This window comes from Goodfellowiella coeruleoviolacea, from assembly GCF_024171785.1.
Classification (GTDB): domain Bacteria; phylum Actinomycetota; class Actinomycetes; order Mycobacteriales; family Pseudonocardiaceae; genus Goodfellowiella; species Goodfellowiella coeruleoviolacea.
In genome coordinates, this window is sequence record NZ_JAMTCK010000002.1 from 511,145 (window position 1) to 534,368 (window position 23,224).

At 71.5% G+C, this 23,224-nt stretch carries 19 protein-coding genes; 9 read left to right on the top strand and 10 right to left on the bottom strand.

Going from position 1 to position 23,224, the window contains the following annotated elements; translation table 11 throughout:
• Positions 1 to 109: 109 nt before the first annotated feature.
• On the bottom strand, positions 110 to 1,492 hold the full coding sequence (locus LX83_RS05635) for an MFS transporter (RefSeq protein WP_253767754.1): 1,383 nt from the start codon (positions 1,490 to 1,492) through the stop codon (positions 110 to 112).
• Positions 1,493 to 1,674: 182 nt separating this feature from the next.
• On the bottom strand, positions 1,675 to 2,550 hold the full coding sequence (locus LX83_RS05640) for a LysR substrate-binding domain-containing protein (protein WP_253767755.1): 876 nt from the start codon (positions 2,548 to 2,550) through the stop codon (positions 1,675 to 1,677).
• A gap of 165 nt (positions 2,551 to 2,715) precedes the next feature.
• Here LX83_RS05640 and kdgD point away from each other — a divergent pair, with 165 nt between their 5' ends.
• The 4 genes from kdgD (at position 2,716) to LX83_RS05660 (ending at position 6,587) form a co-directional block, all read left to right on the top strand.
• Positions 2,716 to 3,630: a 5-dehydro-4-deoxyglucarate dehydratase gene (gene kdgD / locus LX83_RS05645; RefSeq protein WP_253767758.1), complete on the top strand. Its 915-nt coding sequence runs from the start codon at positions 2,716 to 2,718 to the stop codon at positions 3,628 to 3,630.
• Positions 3,631 to 3,723: 93 nt separating this feature from the next.
• Positions 3,724 to 4,923: an L-talarate/galactarate dehydratase gene (locus LX83_RS05650; protein ID WP_253767760.1), complete on the top strand. Its 1,200-nt coding sequence runs from the start codon at positions 3,724 to 3,726 to the stop codon at positions 4,921 to 4,923.
• A gap of 197 nt (positions 4,924 to 5,120) precedes the next feature.
• Positions 5,121 to 5,885 carry a sulfite exporter TauE/SafE family protein gene (locus LX83_RS05655; RefSeq protein ID WP_253767762.1) on the top strand — a complete coding sequence of 255 codons (765 nt, stop codon included), beginning with the start codon at positions 5,121 to 5,123 and terminating at the stop codon, positions 5,883 to 5,885.
• Positions 5,886 to 5,945: 60 nt separating this feature from the next.
• The gene (locus tag LX83_RS05660; RefSeq protein ID WP_253767764.1) at positions 5,946 to 6,587 is read left to right on the top strand and encodes a histone deacetylase; all 642 of its coding nucleotides are present in this window, start codon (positions 5,946 to 5,948) and stop codon (positions 6,585 to 6,587) included.
• Between the two features lie 76 nt (positions 6,588 to 6,663).
• Here LX83_RS05660 and LX83_RS05665 read toward each other — a convergent pair whose 3' ends face one another.
• From LX83_RS05665 to LX83_RS05675, 3 genes are all read right to left on the bottom strand, one after another.
• The gene (locus LX83_RS05665) at positions 6,664 to 7,686 is read right to left on the bottom strand and encodes a chitinase (protein ID WP_253767766.1); all 1,023 of its coding nucleotides are present in this window, start codon (positions 7,684 to 7,686) and stop codon (positions 6,664 to 6,666) included.
• Between the two features lie 12 nt (positions 7,687 to 7,698).
• On the bottom strand, positions 7,699 to 8,733 hold the full coding sequence (locus LX83_RS05670) for a chitinase (RefSeq protein ID WP_253767768.1): 1,035 nt from the start codon (positions 8,731 to 8,733) through the stop codon (positions 7,699 to 7,701).
• A gap of 231 nt (positions 8,734 to 8,964) precedes the next feature.
• The gene (locus tag LX83_RS05675; RefSeq protein ID WP_253767770.1) at positions 8,965 to 9,879 is read right to left on the bottom strand and encodes an MBL fold metallo-hydrolase; all 915 of its coding nucleotides are present in this window, start codon (positions 9,877 to 9,879) and stop codon (positions 8,965 to 8,967) included.
• Positions 9,880 to 10,014: 135 nt separating this feature from the next.
• Between LX83_RS05675 and LX83_RS05680 the strand changes: the two genes are divergently transcribed.
• On the top strand, positions 10,015 to 10,440 hold the full coding sequence (locus LX83_RS05680; protein WP_253767772.1) for a MarR family winged helix-turn-helix transcriptional regulator: 426 nt from the start codon (positions 10,015 to 10,017) through the stop codon (positions 10,438 to 10,440).
• An 18-nt stretch (positions 10,441 to 10,458) separates the two neighbouring features.
• Here LX83_RS05680 and LX83_RS05685 read toward each other — a convergent pair whose 3' ends face one another.
• The 5 genes from LX83_RS05685 to LX83_RS05705 are packed head-to-tail and all read right to left on the bottom strand — an operon-like array spanning position 10,459 to position 17,200.
• Positions 10,459 to 11,328, bottom strand: coding sequence for a hypothetical protein (locus LX83_RS05685; protein WP_253767774.1), 870 nt, complete (start codon positions 11,326 to 11,328; stop codon positions 10,459 to 10,461).
• A 53-nt stretch (positions 11,329 to 11,381) separates the two neighbouring features.
• A complete protein-coding gene (locus tag LX83_RS05690; protein ID WP_253767776.1) occupies positions 11,382 to 13,079 on the bottom strand; it encodes an ABC transporter family substrate-binding protein in 1,698 nt (565 codons plus the stop codon).
• Between the two features lie 49 nt (positions 13,080 to 13,128).
• Entirely contained in the window at positions 13,129 to 15,264 is a 2,136-nt protein-coding gene (locus LX83_RS05695; RefSeq protein ID WP_253767778.1) for an ABC transporter ATP-binding protein, read from the bottom strand.
• On the bottom strand, positions 15,261 to 16,229 hold the full coding sequence (locus LX83_RS05700; protein ID WP_253767780.1) for an ABC transporter permease: 969 nt from the start codon (positions 16,227 to 16,229) through the stop codon (positions 15,261 to 15,263). The genes LX83_RS05695 and LX83_RS05700 overlap by 4 nt, the downstream gene beginning before the upstream one ends.
• On the bottom strand, positions 16,226 to 17,200 hold the full coding sequence (locus tag LX83_RS05705; RefSeq protein ID WP_253767782.1) for an ABC transporter permease: 975 nt from the start codon (positions 17,198 to 17,200) through the stop codon (positions 16,226 to 16,228). Before LX83_RS05705 ends, LX83_RS05700 begins: the two co-directional genes overlap by 4 nt.
• Before the next feature lie 734 nt (positions 17,201 to 17,934).
• Here LX83_RS05705 and LX83_RS05710 point away from each other — a divergent pair.
• The 4 genes from LX83_RS05710 to LX83_RS05725 all read left to right on the top strand — a co-directional run bounded on the left by LX83_RS05710 (position 17,935) and on the right by LX83_RS05725 (position 23,183).
• Positions 17,935 to 19,335, top strand: a complete 1,401-nt coding sequence (locus LX83_RS05710) for an aldehyde dehydrogenase family protein (RefSeq protein WP_253767783.1) — start codon at positions 17,935 to 17,937, stop codon at positions 19,333 to 19,335.
• Positions 19,336 to 19,418: 83 nt separating this feature from the next.
• The gene (locus tag LX83_RS05715) at positions 19,419 to 20,435 is read left to right on the top strand and encodes a C-terminal binding protein (protein ID WP_253767784.1); all 1,017 of its coding nucleotides are present in this window, start codon (positions 19,419 to 19,421) and stop codon (positions 20,433 to 20,435) included.
• A gap of 40 nt (positions 20,436 to 20,475) precedes the next feature.
• Positions 20,476 to 21,759 carry a phosphonoacetaldehyde reductase gene (locus tag LX83_RS05720; protein WP_253767785.1) on the top strand — a complete coding sequence of 428 codons (1,284 nt, stop codon included), beginning with the start codon at positions 20,476 to 20,478 and terminating at the stop codon, positions 21,757 to 21,759.
• A gap of 65 nt (positions 21,760 to 21,824) precedes the next feature.
• Positions 21,825 to 23,183 (top strand): histidine kinase, encoded by a 1,359-nt coding sequence (locus LX83_RS05725; protein ID WP_253767786.1) that lies wholly within the window; start codon positions 21,825 to 21,827, stop codon positions 23,181 to 23,183.
• Positions 23,184 to 23,224: the final 41 nt, after the last annotated feature.

The following is a 23,224-nucleotide window of genomic DNA, read 5'->3' on the forward strand; positions in this document are numbered from 1 at the left end:
ACCGCGCACCACCCGGGGTCGGCCGCGCGGCGCTGCCGCGTGCGGTTCAGCGCCGGGGAACCGGCCCGTCCACTGTGGATGGTGTGGGCCGGCTTCTCGGGTCGACCGGTCAGGCGGCGACCGCGCTGGGCTTGTCGTCCAGGTCGCTGATGTCGAGCCGGGTGATGCCGCGCACGATGACCAGGTAGCTCACCACGGCCATGACCGCGCTGGCGCCGACGAAGACCAGGGCGAGTTCGAACGAGCCGGTGGAGTTGATGATGTAGCCGATGATGATCGGGGTGGTGATCGCGGCCAGGCTGCCGAAGGTGTTGAACAGGCCGCCGCTCAGCCCGGCGATCTCCTTGGGGGAGGTGTCGGCGACCACCGCCCAGCCCAGGGCACCGAGCCCCTTGCCGAAGAAGGACAGCGCCATGCAGCCGATGACCAGCCAGGAGGCGTCCACGTAGTTGCAGATGACGATGCTGGTGGACAGCAGCAGGCCGGTGACGATGGGGATCTTGCGGGCCGCGGTCAGCGACAGGCCGCGGCGCAGCAGCGAGTCGGAGAGGAAGCCGCCGAGCACGCCGCCGGCGAACCCGCACAGCGCCGGCAGCGAGGCGACCACGCCGGCCTCCAGGATCGTCATGCCGCGCTCCTGCACCAGGTAGACCGGGAACCAGGTGAGGAAGAACCAGGTGAGGGTGTTGATGAAGTACTGTCCGATGTAGACGCCCAGCATCATCCGGTTGGTGAGCAGCTTGCGCAGGTAGCGCAGGTTCGCGCCGCGGGGCGCGGTCTTCTCACCGGGATCGCGTTTCTGGTCCATGTCGACCACGGCGCCGCCGGCGATGATGTGGTCCAGCTCCGGCTGCTTGAGGCGCGGGTGGTTGCGCGGCGCGTAGATGACCTTCATCCAGACCAGCGAGAGCACCACGCCGATGCCACCGATGATGGTGAACACGTGCTCCCAGCCCAGGTTGGTCACCAGCCAGCCCATGATCGGCGAGAACACCACGGTGGCGAAGTACTGCGCGGAGTTGAAGATCGCCGCGGCGGTGCCCCGCTCCCTGGTGGGAAACCAGGCGGCCACGATCCTGGAGTTGCCGGGGAAGGACGGCCCCTCGGCCAGTCCGACGAGCAGGCGCAGCAGGAAGAGCAGGCCGACCGCGGTGCCCATGCTGAAGTTGCCGACCGCGCCCTGGGCCATGGTGAAGGCCGACCACAGGAAGATCGCCCAGCAGTACACCTTGCGGGAGCCGAAGCGGTCCAGCAGCCAGCCGCCGGGGATCTGGGCGATCAGGTACGACCAGCCGAACGCGGAGAAGACGTAGCCGAGCGCGACCGAGCTGATCCCGAGTTCGGCCTGGATGGCGTCACCGGCGATGGAGATGGTGGAGCGGTCCGCGTAGTTGACCGTGGTGACGATGAACAGCATCGCCAGGATCGAGTACCGGACGCGGCCCGGCTTGGGGGTTCGAGCGGCTGGTGCGGCCCGGTCGAGGGCGGTCATGGCGTGATCAGTCTCCTTTGACCAGTGGGATCGGCTACGCCTAGCTGCGCCGTGCTGGCACCACAGGTGTGATGGGGACTGACCGTAGGTTTCTGGTGTGATGCACGTCCAGATTTAATTTTGTATCTACTGATACCGTCCTTGAATCGTCGGGTCGGCCGCTGATCGCCCCGGCCCGGCCCTCACAGGGCGCGCAGCAGGGCGGCCAGCGCGGGGTTGTCGTTGCTCCTGCGCCACGCCAGGTCGAGTTCCACCGGGTTGGCCTCGGGCAGGTCGACCGGGTGGAAGGTGACGCCCTGGTACTGCAGCTGCGCCGCCGCGGCCGGCACCAGCGACACCCCCCAGCCGTCGTTGACCAGCGCCAGCACGCTGTGGATCTGGCTGAGGTACTGGGTGAACACCGGCGTCACCCCGGCGCCGCGGAACACGCTGATCAACAGGTTGTAGAAGTACTGGGACTCCACCGGGGAGTACATGATCAGCGGCTGGCGGTCGAAGTGGGTCACGCTCAGCGACGGCCGCACCTCGGTCAGCGGGTGTCCGACGGGCAGGGCGGCGATCAGCGGCTCGCGCACCAGCACCCGGCTGTCCAGGTCGGGGCGGGTGATGGGTGGGCGCACCATGCCCAGGTCGAGGATGCCCTCGGACAGCGCCTCGAACTGCTCCATGGTGACCATCTCCCGGAGCACGACCTCCACCCGGGGCAGGGCCCCTCGGGCGGTCCGCAGCAGGCTGCCCAGCGCCGAGTAGGTGCTGCCCGCGGTGAAGCCGATGGTGATGGACCCGGCCTCGCCCACCGAGGCCTGCTGGGCGGCCAGGGCCGCCTGCTCGGCCTGGCGCAGCAGTCGCCGCGCCTCGACCAGGAAGGTCCGGCCGGCGTGGGTCAGCTTGACCGACCGGTTGCTGCGGTCGAACAGGCGGACCCGCAGTTCGTTCTCCAGCAGCTGGATCTGTCGGCTCAGCGGCGGCTGGGTCATCCGCAGCCGCTCGGCGGCCCGGCCGAAGTGCAGTTCCTCGGCCACGGTCACGAAGCTGGTGAGCTGGGTCAGTGAGAACATCGATACTTTCCCTGTATCAGTGGATGCAATTATTATGTTGGACGTGGATCGATCGGGGATTTTAGCCTCGGGGCACGTATTCGCGACGGCGCGTCGTCGAACCGGACCGGCCGCGACCCAGTGGAGTGGGGCGAGGACGCGCGCACCGAGGTGAGGAGCCCGTAGATGGCGCAGCATTCCCCAGGCGAGATCGCCAGGCAGTTGGGCTCCGGCCTGTTGTCCTTCCCGGTCACCCACTTCCGCGCCGACCTCTCCTTCGACGAGGCCGCCTACCGGGACAACATCGGCTGGCTCGGCCAGTTCTCCGCCGCCGGGCTGTTCGCCGCCGGCGGGACCGGCGAGTTCTTCTCCCTCACCCTGCCCGAGGTGGAGCAGGTGGTCACCGCCGCGGTGCGGGAGGCACCCGAGGGTGTCCCGGTGATCGCCCCAGCCGGGTACGGCACCGCCACCGCGGTGGAGCTGGCCCGCGCCGCCGAGCGCGCCGGCGCCCACGGGATCCTGCTGTTCCCGCCGTACCTGACCGAGGTCACCCAGGAGGGCCTGGCCGCGCACGTGCGCGCCGTCTGCGCCGCCACCGACCTCGGCGTGATCCTCTACAGCCGGGCCAACGCGGTCTACCAGGACACCACCGTCGCCGCGCTCGCCGAGGACTGCCCCAACCTGGTCGGCTTCAAGGACGGCGTGGGCAGCCTGGAGCTGATGACCCGGGTCTACGCCCGGCTCGGCGACCGGTTGACCTACATCGGCGGCCTGCCCACGGCCGAGATGTACGCCCTGCCCTACCTCGACATGGGGGTGACCACCTACTCCTCGGCCATCTACAACTTCCTCCCCGAGTTCGCGCTGCGCTTCTACGCGGCCGTGCGCGCCGGCGAGCGCGACCTGGTCTACCGCTACCTCACCGAGTTCGTGCTGCCCTACTGCGCGATCCGCACCCGCAAGGCTGGATACGCGGTGAGCATCGTCAAGGCCGGCATGAAGGTCATCGGCCGGCCGGCCGGTCCGGTGCGCGCCCCGCTGACCGATCTGGACGACACCGAACTCGCGGAGCTGGCCGACCTGGTCAAGAAGGTGAGCTGACCGCACCACGACCAGGTGCCCTGGCGATGACCACGCCGGTCCCCGGCCCGCCGCGCACCCCGCCCACCGACACCACCGAGCAAAGGAGTTCGTGTGTCCACCGCAGCGCCCACCACCCCGACCACGCCAGCCGCCGTTCCCGCCGCCTTCCAGGCGGGGGAGGCGACCCAGGACCGGATCAGCTGGGTCCGGCTCTCCTCGGTCTACCTCCCGCTGGACACCCCGATCAGCGACGCCAAGGTGCTGACCGGTCGGCAGAAGCCGATGACCGAGATCGCGTTCCTGTTCGCCGAGATCGGCACGGAGGGCGGCCACGAGGGCATCGGGTTCAGCTACTCCAAGCGCGCGGGTGGCCCGGGCCAGTTCGCCCACGCCAGGGAGGTCGCGCCGAACCTCATCGGCGAGGACCCCAGCGACATCGCCAAGATCTGGACCAAGCTGGTCTGGGCCGGTGCCTCGGTGGGCCGCAGTGGACTGTCCACTCAGGCCATCGCCGCGATCGACGTGGCGCTGTGGGACCTCAAGGCCAAGCGCGCCGGTCTGCCGCTGGCCAAACTGCTCGGCGCGCACCGGGACTCGGTGCGCTGCTACAACACCTCCGGTGGCTTCCTGCACACCCCCGTCGAGCAGGTGCTGGAGAACGCGACCGCCTCGCTGGAGCGGGGCATCGGCGGCATCAAGATCAAGGTGGGGCACCCGGACAACGCCGTTGACCTCAGCCGGGTGCAGGCGGTCCGGGAGCACATCGGCGACGCGGTCCCGCTCATGGTGGACGCCAACCAGCAGTGGGACCGCCCCACCGCGCAGCGCGTCGGCCGCGCCCTGGAGCGGTTCAACCTGGTCTGGATCGAGGAACCGCTGGACGCCTACGACGCCCAGGGCCACGCCGCCCTGGCCGCCTCGCTGGACACCTCCATCGCCACCGGCGAGATGCTGACCAGCGTGGCCGAGCACTGGGAGCTGATCCGGCACAGCGCCGCCGACATCATCCAGCCGGACGCGCCGCGCATCGGCGGCATCACGCCCTTCCTCAAGCTCGCCGCGCTCGCCGACCACCAGCACCTGCAGCTGGCCCCGCACTTCGCCATGGAGATCCACCTGCACCTGGCCGCGGCCTACCCGCACGAGCCGTGGGTCGAGCACTTCGAGTGGCTGGAGCCGCTGTTCAACGAGCACCTGGAGATCCGCGACGGCCGCATGTGGGTGTCCAGCCGGCCGGGGCTGGGCTTCACCCTCAGCGAGCAGGCGCACGCGTGGACCAGGGAGTCGGTGGAGTTCGGCAGCCGGGCCTGACCGTCCGCACCGGACCGTGCTGGGCCGCCTCGGCCCGCCGGGACCGGAGTCGGGTGCGCGGTATCACCGCCGGGTGGGGTGTGTTCTGCCTTACTCGGCGGTGTTTCGCGTTCCGCCTGCGGTATTTTCCGTCCAGTGCCGCCCACGAACCACCCAGCCGGCAGGACCCCAGCAGCAGTCCTGTTAGGACTGTCACGATGAGCACGTCGCTGTGGGGGCTCCTCTTCCTGGTGGTGGCGGGCGTGGGCGCCGGCCTGACCGGAACCATCGCCGGTCTGGCCTCGCTGGTGTCCTACCCGGCGCTGCTCGCCGTCAGTGTGCCGCCGGTGACCGCGAACATCACCAACACCGTGGCGATGCTGGGCAACACCATCGGCGTGATCGCCGGGTCGCGGCCCGAACTGGTCGGTCAGCGCGATCGGCTGGTCCGGCTCTGCCTGATCACCGCGGTCGGCGGTGCGGTCGGCGGCGCGCTGCTGTTGCTCACGCCGGGGGAGACGTTCACCCACGTGGTTCCCTGGCTGGTCGCGGGCGCTTCGGTGCTGCTGCTGGCATCCCCGCTGCTGGCACGCAGGATCGCCACCGGCGGCGACACCGGACTGAGCCCGCTGACCGGTGTTGGCGCGTTCCTGGTCGCCATCTACGGCGGCTACTTCGGGGCGGCGGCCGGGGTGATCATGCTGGCCCTGCTGTCCACGGTGTGGACGCAGTCGCTGGCCCGCACCAACGCGGTGAAGAACGTCGCCACCGGCGCGGCGAACCTGGTCGCCGGCCTGGTCTTCGTGCTCACCGGCCAGGTCTACTGGCCCGGCGCGCTGGCGCTGTGCGCCGGACTGGTGGTGGGCTCGTGGCTCGGCCCGGCGATCGTGCGGCGCGTGCCGGCCGCGCCGCTGCGGATCGCCATCGGGGTGGCCGGACTGGGACTGGCCGCCAGCCTGGCCTGGCAGGCGTGGCAGCCCTGAGCCGGCCGGGGCCGACCGCGCGGGTGACAAGCCGGCCGGTGCTGTGCCACGGTGGCGGACATGCCCGGCAGTCGCGCCGACCACCAGCCCGAACTGGTGTGGTACGTCAGTTACGGCTCCAACATGCACGCCGACCGGTTCGCCTGCTACCTCGCGGGCGGCCGTCCGCCGGGTGCTCGGCGCGGCTACCCCGGCTGCCGGGACCGGCGGGCACCGCGTCGCAGCACCGGCTGCCGGCTGCGCGGCGGCGTCTACTTCGCCACCGAGTCGCTGGTCTGGGGCGGGGGCCGGGCCTTCTACGATCCCGACCTGCCGGGTACCGCCCTGGCCAGGGCGTATCTGATCACCGCGGGGCAGTTCGCCGATGTCGCCGCGCAGGAGATGTACCGCCCGCCCGGCACCGACCTGGACCTGCGGCCGGTGCTGGCCGGTGGGCGGGTCGAACTCGGCCCCGGCCGGTACGAGACGCTGCTGCGGGTCGGTGACCTCGACGGGCACCCGCTGCTGACCTTCACCGCGCCCTGGCGCCACGACGAGGTGGCCCTGGTCGTCCCGTCAGCGGCCTACCTGCGCGTGCTGGTGGCCGGACTGCGCCAGGCCCACGGCTGGGACACCCACCGGGCGGCCGGCTACCTGGCCGGGCTGCCGGGGGCGCGGGGGCACTGGAGCGCGGCGGACATCGCGGCGCTGTGGCCTGACTGAGGGGTCCACTCGGGACGGTCGGGGTCGGTGACGAACCGTCCCGAGTGGACCCCGGGGGTAGGCCGGGCCGGCCGGTTCAGCCGGTGAACCCGGCGAAGATCCGGGTGAACTCGTACTGGCCCTGGGCGATCCCGCTGCAGGTCGGGGACACCCCGCCGCCGGCGCACGAGCCGTTGTCGCGGCCGACCGACCAGAACGCCAGCAGGCCGATGTGGTTGCTGGCGGCCCAGCTCACCAACTGCCGCGCGTGGCCGGTGTCGAAGACCTTCCCGTTGTAGTTGCGGCCGATCATCGGGGTGACGCCCAGGCGGCTCTTCAGCTCGGCGTCGCTGAGCGCGGGCCAGACCTGGCGCATCTGGGCCAGGGTGGCCTGCGCCGCGGCGATCACCGCGTCACCCCAGTTGGGTCGGCTGGAGCCGAACTCCATGGTCATCGGGTTGACCAGGACGTCAACCCGGTGCGCCGCGGCACTGCGCAGCACGTCCACCGAGTACGGGTCCAGGCCGTAGTCGTCACCCAGCACCCGCAGGGTGTAGCTCACCGTGGTGCCGCGTTCCCGTTGCAGGGTGGCGAGCGCGGTGTTGACCACGTCCTGGGGCACCGTCGCCTCGATGTCCACGTCGAGGTGGTTGCTGCCCACCGTGTCCAGGATCTTGCGGTAGGCGGCGGCCAGGGCGTCGGCGCTGCGGCAGGTGTACTCCAGGTAGGGCCCGGCTGCGCCGCCGGTGGCCACCACCACGTCGCCGCCCATCGCCCGCAACGCCTTGATGTCGTTGAGGATCCGGGCGTCGGTCAACGGCAGTGTGCCGCCCCAGGACGGGTTGCAGCCGGTGCTGTCGGCCAGCACGAAGGCCAGGGTGAACACCTTGTGCCCGGTGGCCCTGGCCACGTCCACCAGGGACGGGGTGGGCATGGTGATGTCGATGTAGGGGGCCGACCGGAGCTGGGCGGCGGCAGCGGGCGGCGGGGCGGAGCCGGGTTGGGCGGTCGCGGTGGGCGCGCCGCCCAGCGCGGCCAGGGTGGGCAGCGTCAGGCCCAGCAGCAGCGCGGTCAGCCGGTGACGCGTTCCGCGGACGCGGGTGGTGTTGTTGGCAGGCATGGCAGAACCCCCTCAGCCCTGGTACTGGGCGATGATCTTGGCGAACTCGTAGGGCTGTTGGCTCACGCTGCTGCACCTGCCGTCCACCCACCCCACCTGTCCGGTGCAGGCGCGGTCCCGGTTGAGCGACCAGAAGGAGAACCGGCCGAGGTGGTGGGCGCGCAGGTAGTCGCGCACGGCGGTGAAGGTGGCCTGGGTGAACAGCTCGCTGGGCTGGTCGGTGTGGCCGTTCATCAGGATCGCGCCGGTCCGCGCGTAGGCGGTGGCGTCGTCGTACTCGGGGTGCAGCTGGCGCAGTTGGCCGTGCACCAGCTCGGCGATCCGGATGACGTCGTTGGCCTGGTTGCCCGCCGGGCCGCCGTAGTCGAACAGCATGACCTTGAACAGGTCGATGTCCGTGCCGGTGTTCTTGGCCCTGGTGATCTCGCTCTTGCCGAGATCGCTGAGCCCGATCGTGGTCACCGGCAGCGTCAGGGACACGTGCAGGCCGGGGTTGCGCTGCTTGAGCGTGCGCACGGCCTGGAACCGGCGGGTCTCGCCGGCCACGTCGCCGAGGTCGTCGCCCTCGATGTCCAGGTCGATGTAGCGCAGCGAGTACTTGTCGACGACCTGTTGGTAGGCGTTGGCCAGGGAGGTGGCGTCGGAGCAGGCGGCGCCCAGTTCCACGCCGTTGTAGCCGCCGAAGGAGACCGACACGTCACCGCCGGCCGCGCGGATCGCGGCGATCGTGGCGGCCACGGCGGTGTCCGTGCGCACCGGCTGGGCCGGGTTGCCGTCCCAGGTCGGTGTGCAGCCGCCGGTGTTGGGGGCCAGCACGAACGCCAGGATGAGGTGCTTCACCCCGCTGTTGGCCAGGATGTCGGCCACGTCCTGCGGGTTGTTGTCGAGCGGCATGTAGTAGGGCGCCGCCGTCATCGGGGCGGCGGCCACCGGGGTGGCCGGGGCGGTGGCAGGGGGAGTGTCGGCCGCGGTGGCCGTGCCCGCGGTGGACAGGAACCCGGCGAGCAGTAGTGCGGTCGCGGCCACCCTGGTTGGGCTGGTTCGCATGGTCGTCCTCCACGGGGCAGGGGCGCGGTGAGGGACTGGCACTGGCCGGCCGGGGCGGCGCACCGAACGGGTGCGGGTGGTGGCGCGAACACCCGAGCCCGTGGCCGCCGCCTCGGCCAGCCACCCGAAGGTAAAGTGGCCTAGACCACAGTGTCAATGGGTCTAGACCACTTGACCAATCAGGAGAGCCTGGCGCGCGCTCGCGCGGTGGGCCCGCGGCGCCGGTCGGGATCAGGCTTCGTCGACCGGGCGCCAGGCCGGGCCGGTGCCGTCCGGCTGGACCCGGCCGAACACCACGTCGGCGAAGTGCACGCCGAAGCCGATGGTGTTGGGCTGGGCCAACTCGGCGACCAGGCGGCGGCGGGACTCGGCGGACTGTTCGCGGTCGTGGTCGGGGGCCGCGGACCACTCGGGGTGGTCGATCTGCAGTGACGTGTGCATGGCGTCGCCGAAGGCGATCAGCCGCTGCCCGCCCGAGCTGATGACGTAGGTCGCGTGCCCGGGTGTGTGGCCTTCGGTGAACAGGACGCGCACCCCGGGGAAGATCTCCTCGCCGTCGGTGGTGGTGCGCACCCGGGGCGCCAGCGCGGCCAGGGCCTGCGGGGGAGTGTCCTTCGCCAGGTGGCGCTGTGTCCACTCCGGCTCGCTGAACAGGTAGGTGGCGTTGGTGAACGCCGGCTGGTCGCTGCCCGGCGCGGGATGCCAGGCCCAGCCGATGTGGTCGGTGTGCAGGTGGGTGAAGGCCACCGCTTCGATCTGCTCGGGGCGCACGCCCAGCGCGGCCAGGTTGTCCAGGAGTGCGCCACCGTGGATGGGGCCGTGCGGAACGCTCGGGTTGGCCGGCGCCGACTGCGGCCCGAAGCCCGCGTCGATCAGCAGGGCCCGGTCGTCGCGCCGCACCAGCAGCCCGCCGATGCTCGCCACCAGGTTGCCGGTCTCGTCGAGGTACTCCGGGTGGGCGGCCCACACCTCCTCGGTGCTGTCCCGCAGCCAGCCCCGCGCCGGGAGCAGCACCAGTCCGTCGGGAACGTAGGTCACCGTGGTGTCGCCGAGGCGCAGCGAGCGGAGCGGGGACGGCCTGCGCAGCCGTGCTGCCTGGGTCGGGTGTCCTGCCTGGACGGTCTGGTGCTGCTGGGGGTTCGCCATGGTTGTGACCTCCTGGTTCGTGGGACTGCCTGGTCGGATCCGGTACCGCCGACCGAGGCGAGGGAACCATAAGCTTCAAGCTAGAACAAATCAAGCTTGAAATATTTCGCCTTGATGCGCTGGTATGCTCGACGCATGTCAACCGGTGAGTCGGAGGCCGCTGCCGAACGGCAGCTGTGCGGGCTGGTGAACTCACTGGCGAACCAGATCAGCGACCACGTGCGCGTCCGCGCGGCCACGCTCGGTCTCACCGCGCCCCAGGCCACCGCGTTGCGCGAGCTGAGCGGGCCGATGACCATGCGGGAACTGGCCGAGCGCATGAGCTGCGAGCCGTCCAACGCCACGTTCGTCGTGGACAAGCTGGAGAAGCAGGGGCTGATCAAGCGCCAGCCGCACCCCACCGACCGCCGCGCCAAGCGGCTGGTGCTCACCGAGGACGGCACCGCACTGCGGGAACGGCTCCTCGACGTGCTCAACCAGGAATCGCCGCTGGCCGGCCTGAGCAAGCAGGAGCAGTGCGTGCTGCAGCAGCTGCTGGAGCGGGCCGTCGTGCACCGCTGACGTGCGGGAGCGGCACGGTCAGGACGGGTCCGAACCGCGCCACGCCGACAGCCACAGGCCCAGCGCCGCGGTGATCGCGGTGGCCGCCGCCCAGGCCGGGAAACCCCCGTCGGTGAGGAAGGTCCAGAACAGACCCACCAGTGGCGCGGGCACCAGGGTCGCCGAATCCACCCGGAACTGCCGGGCCAGTCCGGACACCGCCCGTGCCCGGGCGCGGGCGTGCTCGTCGGGACGCGTCGGGTTGTCGCCGCGCCGCCCTCTCGGCTCGTGCGCGCGGACCGGCCCGGACGGGTGCAGCCGCACGCCGTCGACCGCCGCGGCCACCAGCCGGTCCGCGCGCGGGTCGCCGTACAGCGTCACCTCGGCGGGCGAGGGCAGGCTCACCAGCACCGGGTCGAAGTAGACCGGAATCCACCGGGGCGGCCCGGTTTCGGTCTCCAGCCAGGACCGGGTCAGCAGTCCCTGTTGGACCCGCACCCGCCGGACCAGTGCCCGGCGGGCGGGCCGGCGGAACAGCCGCGCCCGGCCGCACACCCGCCAGCCGGCGGCCACCAGCACCGCCAACCCCACCAGCGCGGCGAACACCAGCCCGTTCAGGGCGCGGTCGGCGTCGGCCAGCAGGCTCGCGCCCGGGATCACCGCGTGCCAGGGATCCGCCGGCTGGTAGGCGATCTCGGTGGTCGTGCCCACGGGCGGCGGGGGCGCGGCGAGGTCGATGCGGGCGGTGGCCGTGGCGCCGTCGGGCAGCGGCCAGGACACCGTCACCGCGTGTCCGTCCACAGTGGTCAGTGTGCCGCGTGCTCGCGCGGTCAGCGTGCCGATCTCGGCGGCCGCGTCCGAACAGGACACGGCGGACGCGGCCGCCACGACCAGGCAGACCACTGCCACCAGCGCGGTCGTGAGCAGGCCGTGTCGCACCGGCCTCGGCCAGGACTGGCGCACTACCGCGTGAAGCCGACCTTGGTGAAGTCGACCTCGGCGAAGCCGAACGCACCGTAGTTGGCCAGGTCCTTCCTCACGCCCCACGCGTCCGGGCGCTGGTAGAGCGGCAGGGAGAAGCCCTCCTGCCAGGCCGCCTGGTCGATCTTGTTGGCCAGCTCAATCCGCTTGGCCTCGTCCAGTTCCTCGTTCGCCTGCCGGAACAGCTCGTTGATGCCGGTGGTGTCCGGGATCCGGCCGTAGTTCTGGTTCACGTTGCCCGGGTCGAAGGTGTAGATCGAGGTGACCGAGCTGATCGGGAACGGCGTGCCCTCCCAGGCCATGTTGAGCAGCTCGAAGTTGCCGGTCTGCAGGTACTGGGTCTGCCACGCGTTCAGGTCGACCGTGCTGATCTGCAGGTCCACCCCGATGTTCTTCAGCTGCTGCTGGAAGATCTGCGCCTCGTTGGAACTGGTCGGGATGCCCGAGGGAATGGTGAGGGTGATCCGCAGCGGCGTGCCGTCCTTGGCGCGGATCGGGTTGCCCTCGGCCAGCTTCCAGCCGGCCGCGTCGAGTTCGGCCTGGGCCTGCTGCGGGTCGAAGTCGTACGGGGCGCCGTTGTCCTGGTAGCCCTTCTGCCCCTCCACGAAGATGTGGTTGTTCAGCGGGCGCACGTCCGGCACGATCGGACCGAGCACCGCCTTGCCCAGCGCGGTCCGGTCGATGCCCTTGAACAGCGCGGTGCGCACCGCCACGTCCGCCAGCGGCGTGCCCGGCCTGGCGCTGAAGTTCAGCACCCGCCAGTCCGGGGCCAGCGCCTTGCGGATGACCGCGTTGGGCACCTGCTGGATGGTCTGGAAGGTGGCCACGTCCGGGCCGATGTCCACGGCGTCGATGTCACCGGCCTGGAACGCCTGGGGCTGGGCGGACGCCGGCACCGTCTTGAAGGTGATGGTGTCCAGCTTCGGCTTCTCCCCCCACCAGTTCGGGTCCCGTTCCAGGACGAGCACCTTGGCGGTGTTGTCCATGCTCTTGACCTTGAACGGCCCGGCGGTCACCGGGAGCTGCCCCACCCAGTCCTCGTTGAACTGCTCGGGCGTGGCGTAGTGCGAGGCGGGGTAGAGGAACTGCAGCAGTCCCTGCCACTCGGCGTAGACCTTGGCGAAGGTGATCCGGACGTCCCGGTCGTCAGCGCCGCGCTCGACCGAGCTGACGTCCTGCCACCCGGCCGTGCTCGCCGGCTGGTAGGCGGTGTCCGTGCCGTTCCTCGCCTTCCAGGTGGCGACGAAGTCCTGGTAGGTGATGGGGGTCCCGTCCGACCAGCGGGCCTTCGGGTTGATCGTGAACTGGATGACCTGCGGCTCGGTCGAGAGCAGCTTCCACTCGGTGAGCACGTCGGGGTTGGGGCGCACCGTCCCGTCGGCCTCGCTGAGAAAGACCTCGGGTATCAGCGCCCTGCTGACCAGGGCGAGGTCCACACCGACACCCTGCACCTGGTTGTAGTTCCACTGCTGCGGCCACTGGACCAGCGGCAGGTTCAGGTTGCCGCCGTCCTTGAGCTGGTCCGCCGGCTGCGGGTTGATGTCGTTGCCGGTCATCTCCCGGACCTGGACGTTGCTGCCACCGCCCTGGCCGGCACCGCCGCCGCACGCCGAGAGCAGCAACGCTCCGACCGCCAGCGGTGCCACGGTGAACGCCCAGTGGCGTCGTGCTGTCCCCACCATCTTCTCCTCTCATCGCGAGGGTCCCTCGCACACCGCTCGGGGCCGCTCACACCCGCTGGAGCGAGGTGCTGTCCCGGGGGTAGTGGCAGGCGGCCGCGTGGTCGGCGGCCGCGTCGAGCACGGGTTCCCGCTCCACGCACAGCACGCGCCGGTCCTCGGGCAGCGCGGCGAAGGTGAAGCAGCGGGTCCGGAACCGGCAGCCGGACGGCGGGTCGGCCGGACTGGGCAGGTCACCGGTGAGGATGATCCGCTCGCGCCGCCGCTCCACCACGGGGTCGGGCACGGGCACGGCCGAGAGCAGGGCACGGGTGTAGGGGTGGCGCGGCGCACCGAACACCGAGGGCGCGTCACCGATCTCGACGATCTTGCCCAGGTACATCACGGCGACCCGGTCGGCCACGTGCCGCACCACGGCCAGGTCGTGCGCGACGAACAGGTAGGACAGCGACAGCTTCGCCTTGAGTTCGTCCAGCAGGTTGATCACACCGGCCTGGATGGACACGTCCAGCGCGGACACCGGTTCGTCCAGCACCACCAGTTTCGGTTCCAGCGCCAGTGCCCTGGCGATGCCGATGCGCTGGCGCTGGCCGCCGGAGAACTCGGCCGGATAGCGGGCGGCGAACTCCGGGCGCAGGCCGACCAGTTCCAGCAGGTCCGCCACGCGCCGGCGGATGTGCGGCCTGTCGAACCCGTGCACCCGCAGGGGTTCGGCGATGATGTCGAAGACCGGCAGCCGGGGATCGAGTGCGGCCGTCGGGTCCTGGAACACCACCTGCAGATCCCGGCGGATCCGCTTGGCCTCGGCCCGCCCCAGTGACTCCACAGTGGACCCGAGCACGCTGATCGTGCCGGCCGTCGGCTTGGCCAGGCTGAGGATCTCCATCAGCGTGGTGGTCTTGCCGCAGCCCGACTCGCCGACCAGGCCGAGGGTTTCGCCCCGCACGATGTCGAAGGAGACGCCGTCCACCGCGCGCACCGTGCCGACCCGGCGGCGCAGCAGCGTGCCCCTGGTGAGCGGGTAGTGCTTGACCAGCCCGTCGACCCGCAGCACGGTCTGGCGCCGCGCGCGGGGCACGGTGGCCAGGTCGGTCGGCTCGACCAGTTCGGCGCCGAACACCTGGACGGCGGTCTCCTCGGCGGACCGGTCGCCGGCCAACTCCTCGCTGCGGTGGCAGGCCGCCCGGTGGGCCACGCCCCCGGTGCCGGTCACCGGGACCAGCGGCGGTTCGGCGGCGCGGCAGGCGTCCACGGCCAGGGGGCAGCGCGGGGCGAACGGGCAGCCGGGGGGCAGCTCCGACAGGGACGGCGGCTGGCCCTCGATCGGCACCAGCGGCTGCTTCTCGGCCACGTCCACCCGGGGGATCGAGCCGAGCAGGCCCAGGGTGTAGGGCATCCGGGGAGCCGAGTAGATCTCGCGCACCGGTCCGGTCTCCACCGCGCGTCCCGCGTACATCACCATCAGCCGGTCCGCGAAACCGGCGACCACGCCGAGGTCGTGGGTGATGATCGCGATGCCGGCGCCGGTGACCTCCTGGGCGGTCCTGAGCACCTCCAGGACCTGTGCCTGCACGGTGACGTCCAGGGCGGTGGTCGGCTCGTCGGCGATGATGAGATCGGGGTTGTTGGCGATCGCGATGGCGATCACCACCCGCTGGCGCATGCCGCCGGAGAACTCGTGGGGGAAGGCCCTGGCCCGCGCGGCGGCGTTGGGGATGCCCACCAGGTCCAGCAGTTCGACCGCCCGGGCTGTCGCGTCCTTTGTGGACAGCTTGCCGCCGCCGTGCACCAGCAGGGCCTCGGCGACCTGGTCGCCGACGGTGTGGACCGGGGTCAGCGCGGACAACGGGTCCTGGAACACCATGGCGATCCGCCTGCCCCGGATGCCGGACAGCTCCCGGTCGGACAGGCCGATCAGCTCGCGGCCGGCGAACCGGATCGACCCGGAGACCCGGGCCTGGGCGGGCAGCAGCCCCATGACCGCCAGCGAGGACACGGACTTGCCCGAGCCGGACTCACCCACGATGCCCAGCACCTCGCCGCGGTCGACGTGGTAGCTCAGGCCGCGCACAGCGTGCACCCGGCCGGCCTCGCTGGGAAAGCTGACCTGGAGGTCGTCCACGCGCAACACCGGGTCCGCGTCGGGACGCTCGTCCGGCGCCGCTGCGGCTTCGGCGGTTGTCATGCGTTCTTCTTCTCCTTGAACCGGCCGTGCGAGGCATGCGGGTCCAGCGCGTCGCGCAGCCCGTCACCGACGAAGCTGACCGCGAGCACCCCGAGGATGAGCAGCAGGCCGGCGGGCAGGAACAGCCAGGGCGAGGTCAGCGCGAACGGCGCGCCGTCGCGGATGAGGGTGCCCAGCGACACGTCCGGCGGCTGCACCCCGAAACCGAAGTAGCTCAACCCGGTCTCGGCCAGCACCGCGGACCCGACGTTGATGGTGGCGTCGACGATCAGCAGGGACGCCATGTTCGGCAGGATGTGCCGGAAGATGATCCGCCACGGCGACTCGCCCATGAACCGCGCGGCCTTGACGAACTCGCGTTCCCTGAGGGTCAGGGTCATGCCGCGGACGATGCGCGCGGTGATCATCCACATGAACGCGGCGAGCATCAGCATGAAGAAGAACCAGCCGCGTTCCCGCAGCCACGGGCTCATGATCGCCAGGATGAGAAACCCCGGCAGCACGAGCATCAGGTCGACCAGCCACATCAGCGCGCGGTCGGCCCAGCGTCCGAAGTAGCCGGCCGCGGCGCCGACCACGGCGGCCAGCCCGGTGGAGACCACCGCGGCGAGCAACCCGATGGACAGCGACTTCTGCAGGCCGCGCATGGTCTGCACGAACACGTCGCCGCCGATCTGGGTGGTGCCGAACCAGTGCCGGGCACTGGGCGGCGACAGGTAGGCGTCGGGGTCCTGGCTGGTGAAGTCCCACGGGGAGAACAGCGGCGCGGCAAAGGCCAGCACGTACAGCAGCACGATCACCACCACGCCGGCCACCGCCAGCCGGTTGCGCAGGAACCGCCGGAGCGTGAGCCGACCACGCGTGGCGCCGGCCGCCGCGCCCAGCCGCACCGCCCCGGCCGTCGCCGTCGCGGGCGCGTCGGGCCCGCCCGGGGTGTTCGCGGTGTCCGCGGCCATCCGGTTCATCCCCTCACCCTCGGGTCGAGCACCGCGTGCAGCACGTCGGACAGCCAGCCGGAGAGCAGCACGCAGACGGCCACGAACAGCGTGACCGTGGCGGTGATGTTGGCGTCCTGCGCGCCGATGCCGTGCACCAGCCAGTCGCCCATGCCGAACCAGCTGAACAGGTTCTCGGTGAACACCCCGCCGATGACCAGGGTGCCGAACCCGAAGGCGAACAGTGTGGTCATCGGGATCAACGCGGTGCGCATGCCGTGCCTGACCAGGGCCCGCCGCCGGGTGAGCCCCTTGGCCTGCGCGGTGCGCAGGAAGTCGCTGCCGAGCACGTCCAGCATGGCGCCGCGCTGGTAGCGGGAGTACAGCGCGATCTGGCCGAGGGCGATGGTGAGCGTGGGCAGGACCAGGTGCTGGAGCCGGTCCAGCAGGGCCGCGCCGAACCCGCCGCTGAAGTTGGGCGTCACCTCGCCGGTGAACCGCAGCAGCTCGGTGCCCAGGCCCTGGTTGACGTTCAGCGCGGCCTGTTTGAGCAGCAGCCCGAGCAGGAACACCGGGGTCGACAGGATCACGTAGGACAGGACGGTGATCGCGTAGTCGGTGAACCGGTACTGGCGGATGGCGCTGACCACACCGCAGATCACCCCGACGGCGATGCCGATCACCGTGCCCAGCAGGAACAGGCGCAGGCTCACCCCGACCCGCCGCCACAGCTCCGCGCTGACCGGGGCGCCGTCAACGGTCCGCCCGAAATCCCCGTGCAGCGCGTTGCCGAGCCAGTCGAGGTAGCGCGGGATGACCGGCTGGTCGAGGTGCAACTCGTGGGCCTTGGCGGCGATCGCCTCCGGGGGCGGGGCGGGGTTGCGGGACTGCAGCACGGCCAGCGGGTCGAAGGTCTGCGCGGCCAGCAGGTAGGCGAGAAAAGTGGCGACCAGGCAGAGCAACAGGTAGTTGAGCAGTCGCCTGACCAGGAACCCGGTCACGAATACAACGTCCTTCCCCCAGGGGCACTGCGACGTGCGGGCTGGTAGCGCTCCGACGTGGTCTCAGCACGCAGCGTGTGCCACTCTGCCTGCGAATGATCAGCCTCGCGGCGCTCCGCCGCAACCTTTCCCGCCACCCTCGTGGTCACGAATCGGTCTCGCCGCACCGGGCTGCGACACGACCGGCAGGTCCGGGTTTTTCTGGTTCGCGTTGTCGGTGAATTCCCGGGAACACGGGGAAGTGGGCGCCCGGGGGAGTGCGGTGCGGCCGCGACCGGCGCGGGTGGGGCACCGCCGGGGAGCGGCCACCGCCCGACGAGAGCGTCGAGTGCCTGGGTGCCTCCGGCAGCGACACGGTGAGCAGGCCGCGGTGGTCGAACTGCGCCACGGACTCCACCGCCACCGGACGGCGGCGCTGGGCCACACCGGCGCGCGCCGACGGCTGGGCGCTCCGGCGAATTTCCGGAGAATCATTGAATGAGCGATCGATGACAACAGGGGTATTCGCTGGTTGACGATGTCCGGAACGGGTGACAAACGGCAGGTGTCTTGACGGTAAAAAAACTCCCTGCTTATCATCGGAATCGTTCCTCGGGGTGCTGGCCGGAAACGCGGACAATTGGCTCCGCGAGATGTGTCCAGTCCTTGTCGCTGAAACAGAAATTCGTCGAGCGGCGGTGAGATGTCATTCACCGGTGACGCGGGACGTTTTCTTCGAAAGCTGGAGATGACCGATGGGTTCGATCCTCAGCGGCGGCCGGTGGCTGCCCGTCGACCAGGTCCTGCCGGTGACCAACCCCTACACCGGCGAGGTCGTCGGGCACGCCGGGCGGGCCAGCGCGGACCAGGCGGTCGAGGCCGCCCGCGCCGCCAAGGCGTTCCGCTGCGCGCTCTCGGCCTTCGAGCGCGGCGAGATCCTGCGTGACACGGCCGACCGGGTGGCGGACGCCGCCGAGGACTTCGTGTACTCCATCGTCACCGAGACCGGCACGGCCCGCAGGGACGCGGCCAACGAGGTGCGGCGCGCCGTGGCCCAGCTGCGGTTCGGCGCGGCCGAGGCCACCCGGCTCGGCGGCGAGACCATGACCACCGACGTCACCCCGAACGGGCCGGCCAGGCTGGCCCTGACCCTGCCCGAGCCGCTGGGCCTGGTCTGCGCCATCACCCCGTTCAACCGGCCGCTCAACCAGGTGGTCACCAAGGTGGTGCCGGCGGTGGCCACCGGCAACAGCGTGATCGTCAAACCCTCGGAGAAGGCCCCGCTCACCGCGGTGCGGTTCGTGCGCACCCTGCTGGCCGCCGGCCTGCCGGCGGAGATGATCGCACTGGTCACCGGCGAGGCCCAGGAGGTCGGCGAGGCGCTGGTGAGCTGCGAGCACGTCGACATGGTGACGTTCACCGGCAGCGTGGCGGTCGGCAAGCACCTGGCACGCCGCATCGGCCTGACCCACAGCGCGTTCGAACTGGGCGATGTCGGCGCGCTGGTCGTGGCCGACGACGCCGACCTGGACGCCGCGGTCGCCGCGGCGGTCACCGGCGCGTTCGGCACCGCCGGGCAGTCCTGCCGCGGGGTCAAGCGCGTCCTGGTGGACGAGCGGGTGGCCGACCGGTTCGCCGCCCAGTTGGCGCGGGCGGCCAGCCGGCTCACCGTCGGTGACCCGATGGCCCCGGAGACCGACATCGGCACCCTCATCGACGAGGCCGCGGCCGTGCGGGTGGCGCGCCGGGTGGACGAGGCGGTGGCGGCCGGCGCGCGCCTGCTGGTCGGCGGCCAGCGCCGCGGCGCGCAGTACTGGCCCACCGTGCTCGACCACGTTCCCAGGGACGCGGCGCTGGTGTGCGCGGAGACCTTCGGACCGTGCGCGCCGATCGTGCGCGTCAGCGGGCTGCGCGACGCCGTGGACTACCTGAACAGCGGGCCCCACGGCCTGCAGACGGGGGTGTTCACCCAGCGGATCGGCGACGCGCTGTGGGCGGCCGGACAACTCGTCGTGGGCACGGTGGTGATCAACGGCGGTCCCCAGTTCGAGGCGCCGAACATCCCGTTCGGCGGCGTCAAGGACAGCGGCCGCGGCCGTGAGGGGGTGCGTTACGCGATGCGCGAGATGACCCGGGTGAAAACCGTGGTGCTGTAGGCGGCGGCAGCCGACTCGGCTGCGCCGCGTGGTTGTTGGTGCGTTTCCCGCTGGATTCCGCGGACTCCCGAGGTGATATCAGCATGCCCACTGTCGTTTACACCGATCCGGCCTGGGCGGTCAATTCCGCCGGCGAACTCGATGCCGGCCGGGCCGATGTCGAACGAGCCGTCTACGCCGACGCGGTGGACATCCGGTTCGGCCCCCACCGGAAGGGCGGCTTCGACGTTTCCGGACCGGCGTTCCTGGAGAGCCTGTCCGGTGCCGACGCCGTGGTCATCCACCGCGCCGAGATCACCCCGGCGGTGGTGGCGGCGCTGACACCGCACTGCCGGGTGGTCGCCCGCCAGGGCGTGGGCACCGACAACCTCAACGCCGAACTGCTCGCCCAGCACGGAATCCTGGCGTTCAACGTCCCCGACTACTGCGTCGACGAGGTGAGCAGCCACACCGTGGCGATGCTGCTCGCGCTGGAACGCCACCTGGTCAGCCAGGACAGCCTGGTCAAGGCCGGGCGGTGGAGCATCCACGGCGGCGGCGTGCCCAGGCGCACCGCCGACCGCACCGTCGGCATCATCGGCTTCGGCCGCATCGGCCGCGCCACCAGCCGCAAACTCCAGCCGTTCTACCAGCGGGTGCTCGCCCACGACCCGTACGTGCACGCCGATCTGATGCGCGGCTACGGCGTGACCGCCCAGAGTTCACTGGCCGGGTTGCTGGCCGAGTCCGACGCGGTGGTGGTGCACGCGCCGCTGGACGCCAGCACCCGCAACCTGCTCGACCACGCCGCACTGCGCGCGCTGCGCCCGGGCGCGCTGCTGGTCAACACGGCACGCGGGGGGCTGGTCCAGCCCGAGGCGGTGCTGCGGGCCCTGCGCACCGGCCGGCTCGGCGGTTACGCCGCGGACGTGTTCAGCCCCGAGGACCCGACCGCGCACCCGGTCAACCGGCAGATCATCGCGCTGCCCAACACCGTGGTCAGCGCGCACCGCGCCTTCCTGTCCGACACATCCGAGCACAGCCAGCGGCGCCGGGTGGCCGAGGAGGTCCACCGGGTGCTGGTGGCGGACCGGCCCCCGCTGTTCGGCCGACTGGCCTAGCCGGTTCCCCGAGGGCAACCCCGCCTCCGAGGAGGACGACATGGCCGGCCCCACCCGACACCCGCGCGGTCGCGGCGGGTCCACCCCCTGCTCCGGCGGTGACCCCGACACCGCCGGCCCGACCGACCTGCCGACTCCCAGCTACGTGCCGACCAGGGTGGTGTTCGGCCGGGGCGCGGCAACCCAGTTGGCCGCCCTGGTCCGGGACCGCCTCGGCGCGGCCGCGGTCCCGCGTCGCCCCCTGGTGCTGACCGGTCGTGGCGGGCCGGCCAAGCCGTGGCTGGACCAGGTCGTGGACCAGTGCCGCCGGCTGGGCGCGGCCGTCGTCGTGGCCAACAGCCGGCCCAACCCGACCGGCGAGAGCATCCAGGCGGTGCTCGAACTGGCCAGGCGGGCCGGTGCCGACGGCGTGGTGGCGATCGGCGGCGGCAGTGTGCTGGACACCGGCAAGACCGTGGCCCTGCTGCTGTCGGGCACCACGTCGGTGGCGCACGCGCTGCGCCACGGTGTGCCCGCGCCGCGCCGCGTGCCGCTGGTCGCCGTGCCCACCACCGCCGGCAGCGGCGCCGAGGTGACCCGCACGGCGACCGTGTGGGACGACCGGGCCGGGCGCAAACACGCCCTGGACCACCCCCAGCTGTTCCCGGACCTGGCCGTGGTCGACCCCGTGCTGACCACGAGCGCCCCCACCTCGGTCTGGGCCAGCGCCGGGCTGGACGCGCTGTCCCAGGCGGTGGAGTCGAGTTGGGCCGTGGCCGCCGACGAGGAGTCGCTGCGGTTCAGCCTGCCGGCGGTGCGGATGGCCGCCGACGGCCTGCACGCGGTGCTCACGGCACCTGCGGACGTCACCGCGCGCAGCCTGCTCAGCCGGGCCAGCCTGACCGCCGGCCTGGCCATCGCGCGCACCAGGACCACGATCCCGCACGCCCTGTCCTATCCGATGACCGCCCGGCTCGGCCTGGCGCACGGGCACGCGTGCGCGCTCACCCTCGGCGCGGTGCTGTGCTTCAACGCCGAGGTGGGCGAGCGGGACTGCCACGACCCGCGCGGCGTCGCGCACACCCTGGCGGTGGTGCGCGCGGTGGTGCGCCACCTCCGCGCGCCAACACCGGCCGCGGCGGCCCGCCGGGTGGCCGAGCTGGTGCGCCGGCTGGGGCTGCCCGCGCCGCACCAGCTCGCCCAGCTCCGCCGCATCGACCCGACCAGCCTGGCCGACGACGTCCTGTCCTACGACCGCTTCACCAACAACCCCAGGCACATGTCCCGGGCGCAACTCACCGCGCTGCTGACCGCGCTGACGACGCCCCCTGCCCGCACTCCCTGACCGCGCTCCCTGACGGCACCCCGCGACCCGGCCGATCCGGCCCCGCCCGTCTTCTGGAGGTTCCCATGTCCTCGCCCACGACCTCGGTGGACGTGTACAAGCTGATGCACTGGTTGAACGCGCGCAAGCTCACCCCCACCCACCTGCGCGAGCTGACCGGCCTGGAACTGGACCTGCCCGGCAAGGACGCACCCGAGGAGATCCCGCTGGCCATGGCCGACGTGCGGCTGCTGGCCAAGGCCCTGAACGTGGCACCGGACAAGCTGACCGCCGGTGGGGGACGTCAACCCGCGGTGATCCACCAGAGCGCCGCCGAGACCGAGGCGACCAGGCGCGCGGTGTGGCGGGACAACATCCACTTCTACAACTACTACTCGCTGCCCGCACCCACCGGCTGGATCGCCCCGGTCGTCCTGGACATCCTCTGTCCACAGGGGAGGCTGCCGAAGCTGAACAACGGCCACCTCGAACCGGCCATCACCATCAACATCGGACCGGGTGACATCTTCGGCCGGTGGGGAACCGACATCAACGAGCTGACCTGGGCCAGGCTCGCGGCCAACCACGACGGCGACCCGGCCTGGATCATCGGTGACTCCTACCTGGAGCCCTCCTACCGGCCGCACAGCTACGCACTGGCCACGGCCGAACCGGCCAGGATCATCTCCTACACCTGCAAGTCCAACCTCCAGGCGCTGCTGGCACTGGCCAACCACTGGCCGGACCCGGTGTTCGACCGGTTCGTCGAGGACTGGTCGGCCGACGCGCACGCGGCCATGCTGGCCATCGCCGCCACCCGCCGGGGATTCACCGTGGCCGCACTGGCCAGCGCGGCCGGCATCAGCCGCCAGCACCTCGACGACCACCTCGCCGGTGACACCGCCGCGCTGGACCTGGTGGCGCTGCGCCGGCTCGGCGCGGTGCTCGGCCTGGACTACCGGCTGCTGCTGCCGCCAGCGCACCAGCACGACGCGATCGGCAAGACCAGCTGCTCGATCGAGCAGAGCAGGGCCACCATCCGCGAGTTCCACTCCTACACGGTGGCCTCCATGGCCGCCGCCCCCCAACTGCCGGACCTGGTCGGCCTGTTCATGCGGGTGGACCGGTCGGCGGCGCAGCCGGCCAACCTGGTCGACCACGGCGCCAGCCACTACCTCGCCACGGACGGGAGCATGATCGCCTGGTGGCTGGACACCGACGGCACGCTGCGCCGCCAGCGGCTCAACCGCGACGACAGCCTGTGGGTCGGCCCCTGCGTGCCGCACGGGTTCACCGGCAACGGCTCACTGATCAAGCTGGGCAACGGTGAGGGCTACGGCTACCTGGACCAGGTCGAGTTGACCAACACCGTGGAGCGGACCGCGACGCTGCGCCGCTCCCGGCACGACCGGGCGGACTGGGGATATGACCAGCCAACGGCGTGACCCGTCCAGCCCACCGCCGGCCCCCGACCGGGAGGAGCCCG